Origin of the sequence: Acidipropionibacterium jensenii DSM 20535 (assembly GCF_000425285.1) — a bacterium.
GTDB lineage: Bacteria > Actinomycetota > Actinomycetes > Propionibacteriales > Propionibacteriaceae > Acidipropionibacterium > Acidipropionibacterium jensenii.
Map to the genome: position 1 here is coordinate 101,931 of NZ_AUDD01000007.1, position 14,640 is coordinate 116,570.

Below are 14,640 nucleotides of genomic sequence, written 5' to 3' on the forward strand. Positions count from 1 at the left end.
GGGATGGTCACAGCTGGGCCACCAGGGCGGCGAGCAGGTCCGCCAGCCGCGGCGCGGCAGCCCGTCCGGCGGCCACCACCTCCTGGTGGTCCAGGGGCTCGGGTGAGACCCCGGCGGCGAGGTTGGTCACCAGCGACAGACCCAGCAGGTCCAGGCCCGCCTCCCGGGCGGCGATGGCCTCCAGGGCGGTGGACATCCCCACCAGGTCGGCGCCGATGGCCGAGGCCATCCGCACCTCGGCGGGGGTCTCGTACTGGGGTCCGTGGAACTGCGCGTAGACGCCGGTGGCGATGGTCGGGTCGATGCGCTGCACCAGCTCGATGAGCCGCGGCGTCCACACCGAGGTCATGTCGATGAAGGTCGCCCCGCGCAGCGGGGTGGCTCCGGTGAGGTTGATGTGGTCGCTGATCGCCACCACGGTGCCGGGGGTCCACTCCCGGCGGATCCCGCCGCAGCCGTTGGTGAGGATCATGGTCGAGGCGCCGAGGGCCGCGACGGTGCGCACCCCGTGCACGACGGGCTCGACGCCGTGGCCCTCGTAGAAGTGGGTGCGGCCGGTGAGCACGATCGCGATCTTCCCGGAGGCGGTCCGGGTGGCGATGAGGTCCCCGCCGTGGCCGGCCACCACCGGTGCGAGGAATCCGGGGATCGAGGACAGCGGCATCCGGCCGATCTCTTGGCCGAGGTGGTCGGATCCGGCGGCCCATCCCGATCCCAGCACCAGGCCGATGTCGGCGCCGTCGATGCCCAGAGCGGCCCGGATGGTGTCGGCAGCCTGTGCGGCCAGGGAGCTCGGAGTGGTGGGTTCAGCGGCTGAGGTCATGAGGGCCACTCTAGAGCGTCCTCGAGACAGGGCGGGGGCGGCGATTCTCCGGCGGGCGGATGCGTCGGCGGCCACTGAGGAGAAGGTGCAGAGCAGAAGGTGCAGAGGGGAAGGTGCTGGGAGGGGTGGGCCCGAATGACGGGGGAGGGGTCAGCGGGGCCCCGGGCCCATCGGGCCGTCGTCGAACATGGCCGAGAACAGACCCAGACCGATCAGTCCGAGCCCGCCGACGGCCAGCCCGGAGACCGCCGGGCTGTGCTCGTAGCGCTGGTAGTAGCCGCGCACCCAGGGGGCGTAGTCCTCGCCGGCCTCCCAGTAGGGCACCTGGTGACCTGCCATCGGCACGGTGCGGATCCACGGCGAACGACCCTGCTGGATCCGATCGGCGTCGGCCGCGCAGGCCGGCACCTTGCGGGCGACTCCGCCCTCGGGGGCCCACATCACCTCAGCGGTCGAAGGACCGTGGGAGGGATCGAAGAAGCACGGCGGACGCATCTCGGGGACCGGATCGCCGTGCTGTCGCGCCTTGACGCAGGCCACCGCGTGCTGGCCCTCCTCCAGGGCCTCGGTGACCAGGGTGATGTTGCCGGTGCCCGGGTCTGAGGCCATCAGGGTCTTCGCCCGGTCATAGCAGTCCAGAGCCCTGGTCCAGTCCTTGCGGGCCTCGGAGGACAGATCCTCCGAGCCCATCTCGATGTCCAGCTCGCGAAGGCTCTCGCCGAAATTGGTGACGTCGGTCTCGGTGTCGGCGCGCATCTGGTTGACCCGCGCCTCGATGGCCTTGGTCCTTTTCGCCTCCACCTCGCGCGCCTGCCGCTGCGCGCGCGTCATCGCAGCCATGGTGGCGATCATTCCCACCAGGAAGACGATGAACAGCAGAAGATTTCCCATGACCCCCAGCATGCCGTTCCGGCAGCCGGGGCTCAAGGCGGGGTAGCCCACAGCGGACGGGTCCGCCAGGGATCACTGCGGGTCGACGATCTCGCAGACCACCTCTCCGGAGGCCACCGTGCTGCCGGGCTCGGCGATGAGGTTGCGGATGATCCCGGAGCGGTGGGCGGTGAGCGGCTGCTCCATCTTCATGGCCTCCAGGACGACGACCAGATCTCCCTCGCTGACCTGCTCCCCCTCCACGACCTCGACCTTGACGATGGTGCCCTGCATCGGCGACGCCAGCGCGTTGCCGCTCGGCTGAGCCGGACGGTGACCCCCGCGGGACCGTCTGGTGGGCTTCTTGGACCGGGCTCCCTGGGCCGGACGGGAGGCCTGCAGCGAGGCCGGCAGTCGGACCTCCACGCGCTTGCCGTTGACCTCCACCACCACGGTCTGCGGCGGCTCGGTCTCCTCCGGGTTGCCCAGATCGCCGGTGTAGGCGTCGATCTCGTTGTCGAACTCGGTCTCGATCCAGTCGGTGAAGACGCCGAAGTGCCCGTCCTCGGCGGTGAACGCCGGGTCCCGCACGACGACCCGGTCGAACGGGATGACGGTGGGCATGCCCTCGATCCGCATCTCGTCGAGGGCGCGCCGGGCGCGCTCCAGGGCCTGTTCGCGGCTGGATCCGGTGACCACCAGCTTGCCGATCAGCGAGTCGAAGGCGCCCGGGACCGACATGCCGGTGTGGTACCCCTCGTCCACCCGCACGCCGGGACCCGACGGCGGAACCCATGCGGTGAGCGTGCCGGGAGCGGGCATGAATCCACGGCCCGGGTCCTCGGCATTGATGCGGAACTCGAAGGAGTGGCCGCGCAGCTCCGGGTCGTGGTCCTCCAGACGGCCGCCCTCGGCGACGTGGAACATCAGGCGGACCAGGTCGGTGCCGGAGACCTCCTCGGAGACCGGGTGCTCGACCTGGAGACGGGTGTTGACCTCCAGGAAGCTGATGGTGCCGTCCTGTCCGACCAGGAACTCGCAGGTCCCGGCGCCGGTGTAACCGGCGTCCTTGAGGATGGCCTTCGACGCCGAGTAGAGCCGGTCGAGCTGCTCCTGGGAGAGGAACGGGGCGGGGGCCTCCTCGACCAGCTTCTGGTGGCGGCGCTGCAGGGAGCAGTCACGGGTCGAGATGATCTGGACGGTGCCGTACTGGTCGGCCAGGCACTGGGTCTCGACGTGTCGCGGCTTGTCGAGGTAGCGCTCGACGAAGCACTCGCCGCGGCCGAAGGCGGTGACCGCCTCGCGGACCGCAGACTCGTAGAGATCGGCGACCTCGTCCATCGTCCGGGCCACCTTCAGGCCGCGACCGCCGCCTCCGAAGGCGGCCTTGATGGCGATCGGAAGACCGTGGGTCCTGGCGAACTCGACGACCTCCTCGGCTCCCGAGACCGGGTCGGCGGTGCCGGGCACCAGGGGGGCACCGACCTTGTTGGCGATGTGGCGGGCCTGCACCTTGTCGCCCAGCGACCGGATCGCCGACGGCGGCGGCCCGATCCAGATCAGCCCGGCGTCGATGACGGCCTGGGCGAAGTCGGCATTCTCCGACAGGAAGCCGTAGCCGGGGTGGACGGCGTCGACCTCGGCCCGTCTGGCGACGTCGAGCAGTTTGTCGATGTCCAGGTAGGTCTGCGCGGGGGTGGTCCCGTTGAGGGCATAGGCCTCGTCGGCGAGCTTGACGAACAGCCCGTCGGCGTCGGAGTCGGCGTACACGGCGACACTGGTGATCCCTGCATCGGCTGCCGCTCGGATGACGCGTACCGCGATCTCTCCGCGGTTGGCGATGAGCACCCGGTGGATGGTCTGCCCCACGATTCCTCCATTCGTCACAGTCCCTATGGGACGGTCTCTGTGGAGTCTAGGGGCAGATCGCCCCGAATGTGACACAGCTCACGCTCCGGAGACTCATCGGGCCCGGCCCCATGACCTGCCGGACGGCCTGCTGCGGGCGGCTCGGAGGGCTAACCTCGACGGCGTGCCCACACCTGAGTTCATTCTTCAGTTGAGAGAGCAGATCGGTCACCGGGACCTGTGGTTGTCGGGGGCCACCGCCACCGTGGTGCGTCAGGTGGCGGGCCGACCCGCCGAGGTGCTTCTGGTGAGGCGCTCCGACGACAGCTCCTGGACCCCCATCTGCGGGATCGTCGAACCCGGCGAGCTGCCCTCCCAGACCGTGGTGAGGGAGGCAGCCGAGGAGGCGTGCGTCCAGATCGAGGTGGTCCGGCTCACCCGGATGGCCGTCTCCGGGACGATCGAGTACTCGAACCGGGACCGGTGCAATTACCTCGACCACGACTTCCTGTGCCGGTGGGTGGCCGGGGAGCCCCGGGTCGGCGACGACGAGTCCACCGACGCCCGCTTCTTCCCGCTGGACGCTCTGCCGCCACTCAAGCCGCGGCACGCCCGCAGGATCGAGGTGGCTCTGGCCGGGGGGCCGGACGTGGTGATCGAGCACGATCCCCACTGACTGGCCGGTCGCGTCCCTGTGCGGCCTCGTGCTGCGTGTGGCCGGACTGGGTGCTGGGTGCTGATGATCTGCGGGTCCTGTCCGCGGTCCGTCTCGCCCATGGGCGGCGGCGGGTCCCGGCGTCCGGCGGGTGGATGATGGAGGGGTGACGAAGATTGCACTGACCATCGCGGGATCCGAGGCCTCCGGCGGAGCCGGGGCCCAGACCGACCTCAAGACCTTTCACCAGCTCGGCGTGTTCGGCTGCACGGCGCTGACCTGCATCGTCTCCTTCGACCCGGCCAACGGCTGGGGCCACCGGTTCGTGCCGATCGATCCCCAGGTCATCTCCGACCAGATCGAGGCAGCGGTCGGCGTCCACGGCAGGATCGACGCGGTGAAGATCGGGATGCTCGGCACCCCGGCCACCATCGAGGCGGTCGAGGCCGCACTCAAGAAGTACCAGTTCGACAAGGTGGTGCTCGACCCGGTCCTCATCTGCAAGGGCCAGGAGGCCGGCGCCGCCCTGGACACCGACAATGCGCTGCGCGAGAAGCTGCTGCCGCTGGCCACCATGACCACACCGAACCTGTTCGAGACCCAGATCCTGGCCGGGGTCGACGAGATCACCTCGGTCGACGCCCTCATCGACGCCGCCAAGCGGATCCACGCCCAGGGAGTGCCCGCGGTGCTGGCCAAGGCCGGCACCCTGCTGAACACCGGCACCGCCCTCGACGTGTTCTACGACGGCGACACCCTCGAGGTCCTCGAGGTGCCCGCGGTCGGCAAGGAGCGCGTCTCCGGCGCCGGCTGCACCCTGGCCGCGGCCATCACCGCCGAGCTCGCCAAGGGGGCCACCCCGCTGGAGGCCAGCCGCACCGCCAAGAAGGTCGTCGTCTCGGCGATCGAGCACCGGATGCACGGCAATGCCCCCTTCGACTGCGCCTACCAGGGGTACTACCAGGGCTGAGCAGGGCTACCGAGGGCCGAGTGGGCCGGACCGGTCAGCGCCGGAACACCGGCCGGATCGACAACTCCTCGATCATCGCCTCGTCGGAGGCCTCCAGGGCGGTTCTCACCGTGGCGGCCACCGACTCCGGACGCAGGTGCTCCGAGGCCACATAGGGTCTGCCGCTGCCGGCCTGCAGGGCGACCTGCATGTCGGTGTCGACCCGGCCCGGATGGATCGAGGTCACCCTCACCACGCCCCGCTCCTCCTCGCGCAGGGCGTGGGTGAGGGCCCTCAACGCATACTTGGCCGCCGCGTAGATCCCCCCTCCCGGTCCGGGTCGGTTGAATCCCGACCCGGAGTTGATCATCACGATGTCGCCGTGGGAGGAGCGCAGCAGGGGCAGCAGCAGTCGGGTGAGATCGGCGACGGCCACCACGTCGATCTCCAGGACCCGTCGCCACTGCTCCCGCCCGGCCTCGCCGATGGCGCCGGGACCCTGGACGCCGACCGCCGCGCAGTTGACCAGCGCGTCGAGTCGGGTGATCGCCGAGGCGGCCCGTGCGGTGGCATACTCGTCGGCCAGATCGCAGATGAAGGGCTCGGCCGAGGGCAGTTCGGCGACCACCGGATCGACGGTCTGCGCCCGGGTGCCCCCGACCAGGACGTGGTGGTCGCGCCCCAGGTCGCGGGCGATCGCCCGGCCGATCCCGCGAGACCCTCCGGTGACCAGGACATGTCTGAGAGTGCTGTCAGCCATGACGCCACTCTATGAGCACCCCGCGGTCGCCGACCACGCGTATATCGTCGCCCCATGGACATCAGGCCCTGTGAGGTGCACTCGGAGGTCGGTCGACTGCGCACGGTGATCCTCCACCGGCCCGGCAACGAGCTGCGGCGTCTCACTCCGCGCAACAGCGACGCGCTGCTCTTCGACGGGCTTCCCTGGGTCGACCAGGCCCAGCGCGACCACGACTACTTCGTCCAGGTGCTGGTCGACCACGGGGTCGAGGTGCTACTGCTGCGCGACCTGCTGGAGGAGGTCCTCGACGACCCCACGGCGCGCTCCCGGGCGATCCACGACGCCCTGTCCAGCCTCCGCCTGGACGACTCGGTGCGCGGGTACCTCAGAATCCGGATGGCCGAGCTGTCCAGCGAGGGACTGGCCGAGGTGCTGATGGCCGGCCTGTCCAACGGTGAGCTGTCGGACCTGGAACCGGCCGCCCCGCGCAGCCTGGTGACCGCCCTGCTGGCGCCCGAGGAGTTCGTCATCGCGCCGCTGCCGAACCTGCTGTTCACCCGCGACTCCAGCGTGTGGGTGGGACGCCACCTGGCCGTCACCTCGCTGACCATGCCGGCCCGTCGGCGCGAGACCCAGCTCACCGAGCTGATCTACGACCACCACCCCCGGTTCGCCGCCCACACACCCTGCTACGGCTGGCGTCAGGAGAATCTGGAGGGCGGCGACGTCCTCCACCTGGCCGCCGGTGTGATGGCCGTCGGCGTCGGACAGCGGACCTCCCCGGCCGGCGCCCAGCGTCTCGCCCGGATGGCCTTCGAACTCGGCGAGGCGCGGGTGGTGCTGGCGGTGCCGATCGACCAGCAGCGGGCCACCATGCACCTGGACACCATCTGCACCATGGTCGACACCGACGCGGTGGTGATGTACCCGCCGGTCGCCGACAGTCTGACCGCCCTGGAGATCACCCTGGACGGCGACGACATCCGGGTCGGCAGCCCGCGTCCCTTCGTCGAGGCCGCCGCCGAGGCGATGGACATCGACCGACTGAGGGTCATCGACACCGCCCTCGACCCGGTGACCGCCGAACGGGAGCAGTGGGACGACGGCAACAACACCCTCGCCCTGGACCGCCGGCTGGTGATCGGATACGACCGCAACACCCGCACCAACGCCCATCTGGAGAGCGCCGGCATCGAGGTGCTCACCATTCCCGGATCCGAACTGGGGTCGGGCCGCGGAGGCCCCCGGTGCATGTCCTGCCCGGTGCTGCGCGACCCGGTGGGCTGACCTGCGTGGTTACAGTGACCGGGTGAGTGTCTCTCGAGGCCCGGTCGCGGCGGCCGCCGCGGCGGCTCTGCTGGCTGTGCTGACCGTGACCGGGTGCGGTGGGCGGACGGGGTCCGCGACCTCTCCATCAGCCGGCACGGGTGCGACGCTGTCGCCCGGTGCGGGCGCCCCGGCGGCATCAGCCCCCGATACGTCGGCCAGGGCCGGCACCAGTGCGCCGGGCGGTCCCTCCGGGTCCGTGGCGATGCCCTCCTCGGCGGACCCGGAGGCCTCCACACTGCGCGACTTCGCGATCCGCAATGGCCCCGAGCAGCTGCCGCTGCCGGCCGACCTGATGATCAGCTACACGGTGGACAACCCCAACAACGTGACCCTGGTGATCGACGTCTCCCAGGGTTCGCAGACCTACCGCTTCCTGCGCGACCGCCTGCCCGGTGCGGGATTCACCATCACCGCCGACCGACAGCAGTCGCTGACCTTCAGCGGGCACGGCTGGAGCGGGGCCTACACCGTCTCCCAGGACCTCGCCGGGCTCACCCTGCGCCGTCCCTGACGGATGGCTTCCCGGACGGGTGGCCACCGGTCTCCCGGCCTCAGCAGACCGGTCTCACCGGTCCCACAGGCTCTCCCAGGCGACGTCCATGTCGAGCAGCATCTGGCGCACCAGGGGCAGCGAGATACCGGTGACATTGTGCGGATCCCCCTGGATGCGGGTGACGAAGGCACCGCCGTAACCGTCCAGGGTGAAGGCCCCGGCGACCCGCTGGGGTTCGCCGGTCTCGGCATAGCTGCGGATCTCGTCGTCGGTCAGATCGGCGAAGGTGACGACGGTCTGTCCCACCCGGGTGGCGGCCCGGCGTCCGGCCTCGTCCAGGACGCAGACATGATGTCCGGTGACCAGCACCCCGCTGCGTCCCCGCATCCCGTACCACCAGTGCATCACCGCATCGGCGGTGCCCGGTTTGCCCAGCACCCGGCCGTCCAGATCCAGCACCGAGTCGCAGGCCACCACGATCGTGGGGCCGTCGACCGCCAGGGTCTCGATGACGCTGTCCGCCTTGAGCTCGGCCAGCCGCGCGGTGAGGTCGGGAGCCGGCTCGCCGGGATGCTGGGTCTCATCGGCCCCCGAGACGATGACCTCCGGCTCGATCCCGGCCGAGCGCAGGCTGGCCAGCCTGGCCGGCGACTTGGAGGCCAGCACGAAGCGGTACCGGACGCCCATCAGTACCGTCGCAGAGAGCCCTGCCAGGCGGCGTGGCCGGGCATGAAAGGTTCGCGGATCGGACGCCAGTAGGACCGCCAGCCGAAGGCCGCCGGGCGGTCCTCGGGAACATAGGGATCCGGTGCGGGGCGGGTGGCCGCGGTGAGCACCGCGATCAGAGCCCCGAGCTCCTCGTCGCTCAGACTGCCCTTGGTGAGCTGGATCTGGGGGGTCTCGGGCCGGGCCGCCAGCGTCTGGTCGGTGCTCACAGCGGGATGTTCCCGTGCTTCTTGGGAGGCAGTGCCTCGCGCTTGGAGCGCAGCAGCCGCAGCGTGCGGATCACCGTCTCGCGGGTCTCGTGGGGGTGGATCACCTGGTCGATGTAGCCGGACTCGGCGGCCACATAGGGGTTCGACATCGAGGTCTCGTACTCGTCGACCAGTTCCTTGCGCAGCGCCTGGGGATCCTCGGCCCGGGCGAGATCCTTGCGGTGCAGGATGCTCACCGCGCCGTCGGCCCCCATCACCGCGATCTGGGCGGTGGGCCAGGCGAGGTTGACGTCGGCGCCCAGGGTCTTGGACCCCATCACGATGTAGGCGCCGCCGTAGGCCTTGCGGGTGATGACGGTCAGCAGCGGAACGGTGGCCTCGCCGTAGGCGTAGATGAGCTTCGCGCCGTGGCGGATGATCCCGCGGTGCTCCTGCTGGACTCCGGGCAGGAATCCCGGGGTGTCGACGAAGGTCAGCACCGGGATGTTGAAGGAGTCGCAGGTCCGCACGAACCGGGCCGCCTTCTCGGAGGCGTCGATGTCGAGGGTGCCGGCGTTCACCAGGGGCTGATTGGCGACCACCCCGATCGCCCGCCCCTCGATCCGGCCGAATCCGCACAGCACATTCGGGGCGAACAGCTCGTGGACCTCCATGAAGGTGTCCTCGTCGAGGACGGTGTTGATCACCTCATGCATGTCATAGGGCTGGTTGGGGGAGTCCGGGATGAGGGTGTCGAGCTCGCGGTCGTGGTCGGTGATGGTGAGGTCGACCTCACCATCGTCGTAGACCGGCGGGTCCTCCAGGTTGTTCTGCGGCAGATAGCTGATGAGGTCGCGGACGTACTCCAGGGCGTCGGCCTCGTCGGCCGCCAGGTAGTGGGAGTTTCCCGAGACGGCCGAATGGGTGCGGGCGCCACCGAGCTCCTCCAGGGAGACGTCCTCGCCGGTGACCTCGCTCACCACTGCCGGACCGGTGATGAACATCTGGGAGGTCTGGTCGACCATCACGATGAAATCGGTGAGGGCCGGTGAGTAGACGTGCCCGCCGGCGGCCGCCCCCATGATCACCGAGATCTGGGGGATCACGCCGGAGGCCCGGGTATTGCGCCGGAAGATCTCCCCGTACATCGCCAGGGAGGAGACCCCCTCCTGGATCCGGGCGCCACCGCCCTCGTTGATGCCGATGAGAGGGCAACCGGTCTTGACGGCGAAGTCGATGATCTTGCAGATCTTCTCGCCGTAGACCTTGCCCAGGGAACCGCCGAAGATGGTGACGTCCTGGCTGAAGACGCAGACCGGCCGGCCGTGGATGGCGCCCACCCCGGTGATGACGCCGTCGGTGTAGGGCCGACGGTTGTCCATGCCGAAGTTGTGCGAGCGATGCCGGGCGAACTCGTCGAGCTCGGAGAAGGAATCCTCGTCCAGCAGTGCCAGCACCCGCTCCCGGGCGGTCATCTTGCCGGCGGCGTGCTGCTTCTCGACGGCTGCGGGGGAGGCCGCGTTGACGGCCTCGTCGATGCGACGACCCAGGTCGGCGATCTTCCCGGCCGTGGTGTGGATGTCGATGTCCATACCGGCGAGACTATCCGGTTGTGGAGCCTGTCGGTGGCACCGGTTGTGTGACGGACATCACATCGGCGCGCCGGTGGGGAGCACGGCAGGCGACGGTGGATCGGGGCCGAGGCGCTCGAGGGGTCCGGACTCGCGGTCACGGCCGCCCGGTGCGGCTAGGCTTGCCAACCGTGCCAGTCACCTCGACCATCGACGCCGCCAGGATCACCGAGCTCACCGACCGCGACACCCGGTTCACTCGTCCGGGATCCGGCGGTATCACGGTGGTGGCGAACACCGACTCGACCAATGCTCACCTGAGCCGGATGGTGCGCAGCGGCCAGACCGGGTTCCGGATCCTGGTGGCCGATCACCAGGACGGCGGTCATGGGCGGTTCTCCCGACCCTGGCAGGCGCCGGCCGGCACCGCTCTGCTGATGTCGGCCCTGGTGCCGGCCTCCCGCGATCCCCAGGACTGGGGGTGGCTGTCGATGGTCGCCGGACTGGCCGTCACCGAGGCCGTCGAGGCGACCACCGGGGCCGGGCGCGACCGCGTCACCCTGAAATGGCCCAATGACGTCCTGCTGGACCAGCACCGGGAACACGGCGGGAAGCTGTGCGGGATCCTGTCGGAGAGGGTCGAGGGGCCCGCCGGCTCCCATGCCGTGATCGGCATCGGGATCAACACATCGATGGACCGCAGCGAACTGCCGGTGCCCACTGCCACCTCCTTGGCGCTGTGCGGGCTGGCCCACGACCGGGAGCGGCTGGCCGCCGCCGTCGTGGAGGCCCTGGACCATCTCATCGGGGTGTGGCTGGCGACCGGAACCGTGCGCGGCATCTATCGCGACCGCTGCGACACCATCGGCAGGCCGGTGCGACTGACCTTCGACCCGGCGAAAGTCGGGGGTGGACCGACCCGCATCGAGGGGGTCGGTGCAGACATCGAGATGGATGGCTCGATCGTGGTCGCCACCGCCGAGGGGCGGTGTGCCTTCTCGGCCGCCGATGTCGAGCACCTCAGGCCGGTGGGGAACCCTAGACTGACCCCATGACCACCCACATCCTCGCCATGGGCGGCGGCGGCTTCTCGATGTCGAACCGCGGCGCCCCGACTGCTCTCGACCGTCACCTGTTGGATCTGTCGGGCAAGTCCTCACCGCTGGTGTGCTTCGCGCCCACGGCGGCGGCCGACGACCCGGCCTACATCAACCGATTCCTGGCGGCCTACTCTGCTCTCGGGGTCCGGACGATGGTGCTCACCCTGTGGCAGGGGGCCGCGGAGTCGGTGGACCGGCTCAGTCAGGCCGATGTGGTGCTCTCGGGTGGCGGGTCGACGGCGAATCTGGTGGCCCTGTGGCGGGCCCACGGGGTCGACCACGTCATCAAGCGAATGGTCGTCCGGGACTCCGATCTGGTGCTGGGCGGGGTGTCGGCCGGGGCCGCCTGCTGGTTCACCGGATCGTTGACAGATGCCTTCGGCGACCTGCGCGCCTGGCGGGGCGGTCTGGGTCTGCTGCCGGGTTCCTTCTGTCCGCACTTCGACGGGGAGCCGGACCGGCCCCCGGCCTACGCCCAGGCGATCGCCTCGGGGGTGCTGCCGGACGGTTACGCGGTCGACGACGGCGCCGCGGTGCACTTCATCGACGGCGAGTTCGCCGGGGCGGTGTGCGAGCGCGAGGGGGCCCAGGTGAGCCGCTTCACCAGCAGCAACTCGCCGACCGCGGCCGGGGTGCTGCGTGACCAGCTGGACGTCACCCTGCTCTGAGTGACCGTCGGTCCGGTGAGCTCCCTGCCGGTTCAGCGGTCGTAGTCCTGCGGGGTGGAGGGCGAGCGTGGGTCGGGCCTGTGGGACGCGAACAGCGCGTCGGCGACCTGGACGTGGACCTGCTCGACATGGGGCACATCGGGCAGGGTGACCGGGTCCTCGGCGGCGGTGGACAGCACCAGGGTGCCGCACCCGAGCATCCGGTCGACCAGTCCCCGCTCGTAGGACACGTCGTTGATCCGGTGCAGAGGGATGTCGTGGCCGCTGCGCTGGAGGATCCCGCGTCGGGTGATGATGCGGCGGTCGGTGACGGTGTAGGTGGTGGTGAGCCAGTTCAGCCACGGGCGCACGGTGCCCAGGACCACCAGCACCACCGCCAGCCCGACCACGGCCCAGGAGCCCCAGGGCGTCCACTGCGACGGCATGAGGCCCAGTCCGAGCCCGGCCGCCGCGACCACGATGATCAGCAGGACGGTCGGGGCGATGAGAGCCTTGACGTGGGTGCGCATGTGAAGCAGTACCTGCTCCTGGTCGCTGAGCAGCTTTCGTGACAGAACCATGACTCCAGTGTGGGCCATGACTCCAGTGCGGGCCATCTGCCCAGTGCGTCGCCCGAGGTGATGGGGATCGGACCTCCCAACGCGTGGATCTGCCGGCGCGTGGATCTACCGACGTCGGGTGGCCGGTGTTCACCGGGCCGGGGCACTACCCGCCAGACTCTAGGATGACGAGGGTGAGCGCATCCTCAGACTCTGACCACCACGAGTCCGTGCAGGACTCCTCGATCTCATCCCTGCCCGGCAGCGCACGCAGCAGCCGGCCTGAGGGGCAGTACACGGTCGGCATCATCGGCGGGGGTCAGCTCGCCCGGATGATGCACCAGGCCGCGATCTCCCTGGGGGTCCACACCCGGTTGCTGGCCACCTCCCCCGATGAGTCCGCCGCCCAGGTCATGAGAGACGTCACCATCGGCTCGCACCTGGACCATGACGCGGTGCTGGACTTCGCCAAGGGGTGCGACGTCGTCACCTTCGACCATGAGCACGTCCCGACCGAGTACCTGCGGGAGATGGAGGAGGCGGGGGTCGCGGTCCGGCCCGGCTCCGAGGCGCTGGTGCACGCCCAGGACAAGGCGGTGATGAGGGCACGCGCGGCCGCCGACGGGGCGCCCTGCCCACTCTGGCAGGTGTGCGACACCCCGGCGGACCTGATCGCCTTCGGTGACGCCCACGGATGGCCGGTGATCGCCAAGACCTCCCGCGGCGGGTATGACGGCAAGGGAGTGTGGAAGGTCGAGGGCCCCGAGGAGGTCGACGAGCCCTTCGAGGCGATGGGCGGCCTGGCCGACGGCCAGCAGCCCATCGAGATCCTTGCGGAGGAGTTCGTCGACTTCACCCGCGAGCTGTCGGCGATCGTGGTGCGCTCCCCATCGGGTCAGGGGGTGGCCTACCCGGTCAGCGAGACGGTGCAGCGCGACGGCATCTGCGTGGAGACGACCACCCCGGCACCGGGGATGAGCGACGAGCGGCAGGCCGAGATCCAGCAGATGGCGATGGGGATCGCCGGGCGGCTGGGGGTGGTCGGGGTGCTGGCCGTCGAACTGATGGAGCGGGCCGACGGGTCGGTGGTCATCAATGAGCTCGCGATGCGACCCCACAACACCGGGCACTGGTCCATCCACGGGGCCCGGACCAGCCAGTTCGCCAACCACATCCGGGCGGTCCTGGATCTCCCGCTGGGTGATCCGTCGGTGACCGCACCGGTGGTGGTGATGGAGAATGTCCTGGGGGGTTCGGAGATGGATCTGACCGGTGCTCTTCAGCACTGTTTCGCCCGGGACCGCAGTCTGCACGTCGAGCTGTACGGCAAGCAGGTGCGGCCGGGACGCAAGGTGGGTCACGTGACCTGCCTGGGCACCGACGTCGAGGATGTGCAGCGCCGGGCCCGCCATGCCGCCGGATACCTCATGGGAGATCGCAATGTCTGAGTCGAGAAAGCAGCCCGAGTCCAGGAAGCAGCCCGAGTCCAGGAAGCAGCCCGAGTCCAGGAGGACGCCGCGGCGGACCAAGTCCGAACCGCGCACCAAGGCCCGACGGGTGGCCGAGGAGGAGGTCGTCTCGCCACGGGTGTCCATCGTGATGGGGTCCGACTCCGACTGGCCGACGATGGAACCTGCCGCGGCCGTGCTCAAGGACTTCGGGGTGCTCTTCGAGGCCGATGTGGTGTCGGCCCACCGGATGCCCGAGCAGATGGTGGAGTTCGGGCGGGCCGCCCACGAACGGGGCATCAGGGTGATCATCGCCGGAGCCGGCGGAGCGGCTCACCTGCCGGGGATGTTGGCGGCTCTCACCCCGCTGCCGGTGATCGGCGTCCCCGTGCCGTTGGCCCACCTGGAGGGGATGGACTCCCTCCTGTCGATCGTCCAGATGCCGGGCGGAGTGCCGGTGGCGACGGTGGGAATCGGCAATGCCAGGAACGCCGGCCTGCTGGCGGTGCGGATCCTGGCCGCCGGAGATCCCGCACTCACCGAGAAGATGCTGGCCTTCCAGGAGGATCTGAGGGCCAGCGCGCAGGCCAAGGGGGAGCGGGTCAGGCTGCACGGCCAGAGCTGACCGGGTCTGCACGGTCAGAGCCGACAGGGTCAGTGTCGACCGGGCAAATGCTGACAGTCTCAGTGT

General features: G+C 70.0%; 16 protein-coding genes. 8 read left to right on the forward strand and 8 right to left on the reverse strand.

All coding sequences use genetic code 11. The features are described from left to right. Positions 1-7 precede the first annotated feature (7 nt). The 3 genes from H590_RS0106300 to H590_RS0106310 form a co-directional block, all read right to left on the reverse strand. Positions 8-823 carry a purine-nucleoside phosphorylase gene (locus H590_RS0106300; RefSeq protein WP_028702893.1) on the reverse strand — a complete coding sequence of 272 codons (816 nt, stop codon included), beginning with the start codon at positions 821-823 and terminating at the stop codon, positions 8-10. A 150-nt stretch (positions 824-973) separates the two neighbouring features. Then, positions 974-1,714: a hypothetical protein gene (locus tag H590_RS0106305; protein WP_028702894.1), complete on the reverse strand. Its 741-nt coding sequence runs from the start codon at positions 1,712-1,714 to the stop codon at positions 974-976. Between the two features lie 72 nt (positions 1,715-1,786). Continuing rightward, a complete protein-coding gene (locus H590_RS0106310) occupies positions 1,787-3,562 on the reverse strand; it encodes an acetyl/propionyl/methylcrotonyl-CoA carboxylase subunit alpha (RefSeq protein ID WP_028702895.1) in 1,776 nt (591 codons plus the stop codon). Positions 3,563-3,725: 163 nt separating this feature from the next. On the opposite strand from H590_RS0106310, the gene H590_RS15285 reads away from it, so the two are divergent. Then, the gene (locus tag H590_RS15285; protein WP_036981313.1) at positions 3,726-4,217 is read left to right on the forward strand and encodes an NUDIX hydrolase; all 492 of its coding nucleotides are present in this window, start codon (positions 3,726-3,728) and stop codon (positions 4,215-4,217) included. A 145-nt stretch (positions 4,218-4,362) separates the two neighbouring features. Continuing rightward, complete coding sequence (locus H590_RS0106320; protein WP_028702896.1) at positions 4,363-5,166, forward strand: hydroxymethylpyrimidine/phosphomethylpyrimidine kinase; 804 nt, start codon at positions 4,363-4,365, stop codon at positions 5,164-5,166. 34 nt (positions 5,167-5,200) lie between these two features. Here H590_RS0106320 and H590_RS0106325 read toward each other — a convergent pair whose 3' ends face one another. Next, positions 5,201-5,905 (reverse strand): SDR family oxidoreductase, encoded by a 705-nt coding sequence (locus H590_RS0106325; RefSeq protein WP_028702897.1) that lies wholly within the window; start codon positions 5,903-5,905, stop codon positions 5,201-5,203. Positions 5,906-5,959: 54 nt separating this feature from the next. On the opposite strand from H590_RS0106325, the gene H590_RS0106330 reads away from it, so the two are divergent. Beyond that, positions 5,960-7,174: an arginine deiminase gene (locus H590_RS0106330; protein ID WP_172599485.1), complete on the forward strand. Its 1,215-nt coding sequence runs from the start codon at positions 5,960-5,962 to the stop codon at positions 7,172-7,174. Between the two features lie 22 nt (positions 7,175-7,196). Further along, positions 7,197-7,727 (forward strand): hypothetical protein, encoded by a 531-nt coding sequence (locus H590_RS18310; RefSeq protein ID WP_126412788.1) that lies wholly within the window; start codon positions 7,197-7,199, stop codon positions 7,725-7,727. Positions 7,728-7,781: 54 nt separating this feature from the next. On the opposite strand, the gene H590_RS0106340 is transcribed toward H590_RS18310, so the two are convergent. Genes H590_RS0106340 through H590_RS0106350 form a run of 3 tightly spaced genes read right to left on the reverse strand, consistent with a single transcriptional unit; the run spans position 7,782 to position 10,215 of the window. Further along, a complete protein-coding gene (locus tag H590_RS0106340) occupies positions 7,782-8,396 on the reverse strand; it encodes a Maf family protein (RefSeq protein WP_051238241.1) in 615 nt (204 codons plus the stop codon). Next, on the reverse strand, positions 8,396-8,626 hold the full coding sequence (locus tag H590_RS0106345; RefSeq protein ID WP_232021329.1) for an acyl-CoA carboxylase subunit epsilon: 231 nt from the start codon (positions 8,624-8,626) through the stop codon (positions 8,396-8,398). Before H590_RS0106345 ends, H590_RS0106340 begins: the two co-directional genes overlap by 1 nt. A 14-nt stretch (positions 8,627-8,640) precedes the next feature. Continuing rightward, positions 8,641-10,215 carry an acyl-CoA carboxylase subunit beta gene (locus H590_RS0106350; RefSeq protein ID WP_028702901.1) on the reverse strand — a complete coding sequence of 525 codons (1,575 nt, stop codon included), beginning with the start codon at positions 10,213-10,215 and terminating at the stop codon, positions 8,641-8,643. A 266-nt stretch (positions 10,216-10,481) separates the two neighbouring features. Between H590_RS0106350 and H590_RS0106355 the strand changes: the two genes are divergently transcribed. Together H590_RS0106355 and H590_RS0106360 are read left to right on the forward strand one after the other, a co-directional pair. Further along, complete coding sequence (locus tag H590_RS0106355) at positions 10,482-11,249, forward strand: biotin--[acetyl-CoA-carboxylase] ligase (RefSeq protein ID WP_269471523.1); 768 nt, start codon at positions 10,482-10,484, stop codon at positions 11,247-11,249. Then, on the forward strand, positions 11,246-11,962 hold the full coding sequence (locus tag H590_RS0106360) for a Type 1 glutamine amidotransferase-like domain-containing protein (RefSeq protein WP_028702903.1): 717 nt from the start codon (positions 11,246-11,248) through the stop codon (positions 11,960-11,962). Before H590_RS0106355 ends, H590_RS0106360 begins: the two co-directional genes overlap by 4 nt. 32 nt (positions 11,963-11,994) lie before the next feature. Here the strand turns inward: H590_RS0106360 and H590_RS0106365 are convergent, their stop codons facing one another. Beyond that, the gene (locus H590_RS0106365) at positions 11,995-12,522 is read right to left on the reverse strand and encodes a PH domain-containing protein (RefSeq protein ID WP_028702904.1); all 528 of its coding nucleotides are present in this window, start codon (positions 12,520-12,522) and stop codon (positions 11,995-11,997) included. Between the two features lie 233 nt (positions 12,523-12,755). Here H590_RS0106365 and H590_RS0106370 point away from each other — a divergent pair, with 233 nt between their 5' ends. Both H590_RS0106370 and purE read left to right on the forward strand, forming a co-directional pair. Continuing rightward, the gene (locus H590_RS0106370) at positions 12,756-13,949 is read left to right on the forward strand and encodes a 5-(carboxyamino)imidazole ribonucleotide synthase (protein ID WP_269471524.1); all 1,194 of its coding nucleotides are present in this window, start codon (positions 12,756-12,758) and stop codon (positions 13,947-13,949) included. After that, on the forward strand, positions 13,942-14,574 hold the full coding sequence (gene purE / locus H590_RS15295; protein ID WP_051238242.1) for a 5-(carboxyamino)imidazole ribonucleotide mutase: 633 nt from the start codon (positions 13,942-13,944) through the stop codon (positions 14,572-14,574). The genes H590_RS0106370 and purE overlap by 8 nt, the downstream gene beginning before the upstream one ends. Positions 14,575-14,640: the final 66 nt, after the last annotated feature.

Excerpts from the sequence above, each read along its gene's own strand:
- H590_RS0106300 (WP_028702893.1), bottom strand. The coding sequence starts at position 823 with ATGACCTCAGCCGCTGAACCCACCACTCCGAGCTCCCTGGCCGCACAG.
- H590_RS0106360 (WP_028702903.1), top strand. The coding sequence starts at position 11,246 with ATGACCACCCACATCCTCGCCATGGGCGGCGGCGGCTTCTCGATGTCG.
- H590_RS0106305 (WP_028702894.1), bottom strand. The coding sequence starts at position 1,714 with ATGGGAAATCTTCTGCTGTTCATCGTCTTCCTGGTGGGAATGATCGCC.
- H590_RS0106340 (WP_051238241.1), bottom strand. The coding sequence starts at position 8,396 with ATGGGCGTCCGGTACCGCTTCGTGCTGGCCTCCAAGTCGCCGGCCAGG.
- purE (WP_051238242.1), top strand. The coding sequence starts at position 13,942 with ATGTCTGAGTCGAGAAAGCAGCCCGAGTCCAGGAAGCAGCCCGAGTCC.
- H590_RS0106350 (WP_028702901.1), bottom strand. The coding sequence starts at position 10,215 with ATGGACATCGACATCCACACCACGGCCGGGAAGATCGCCGACCTGGGT.
- H590_RS0106325 (WP_028702897.1), bottom strand. The coding sequence starts at position 5,905 with ATGGCTGACAGCACTCTCAGACATGTCCTGGTCACCGGAGGGTCTCGC.
- H590_RS0106330 (WP_172599485.1), top strand. The coding sequence starts at position 5,960 with ATGGACATCAGGCCCTGTGAGGTGCACTCGGAGGTCGGTCGACTGCGC.
- H590_RS0106365 (WP_028702904.1), bottom strand. The coding sequence starts at position 12,522 with ATGGTTCTGTCACGAAAGCTGCTCAGCGACCAGGAGCAGGTACTGCTT.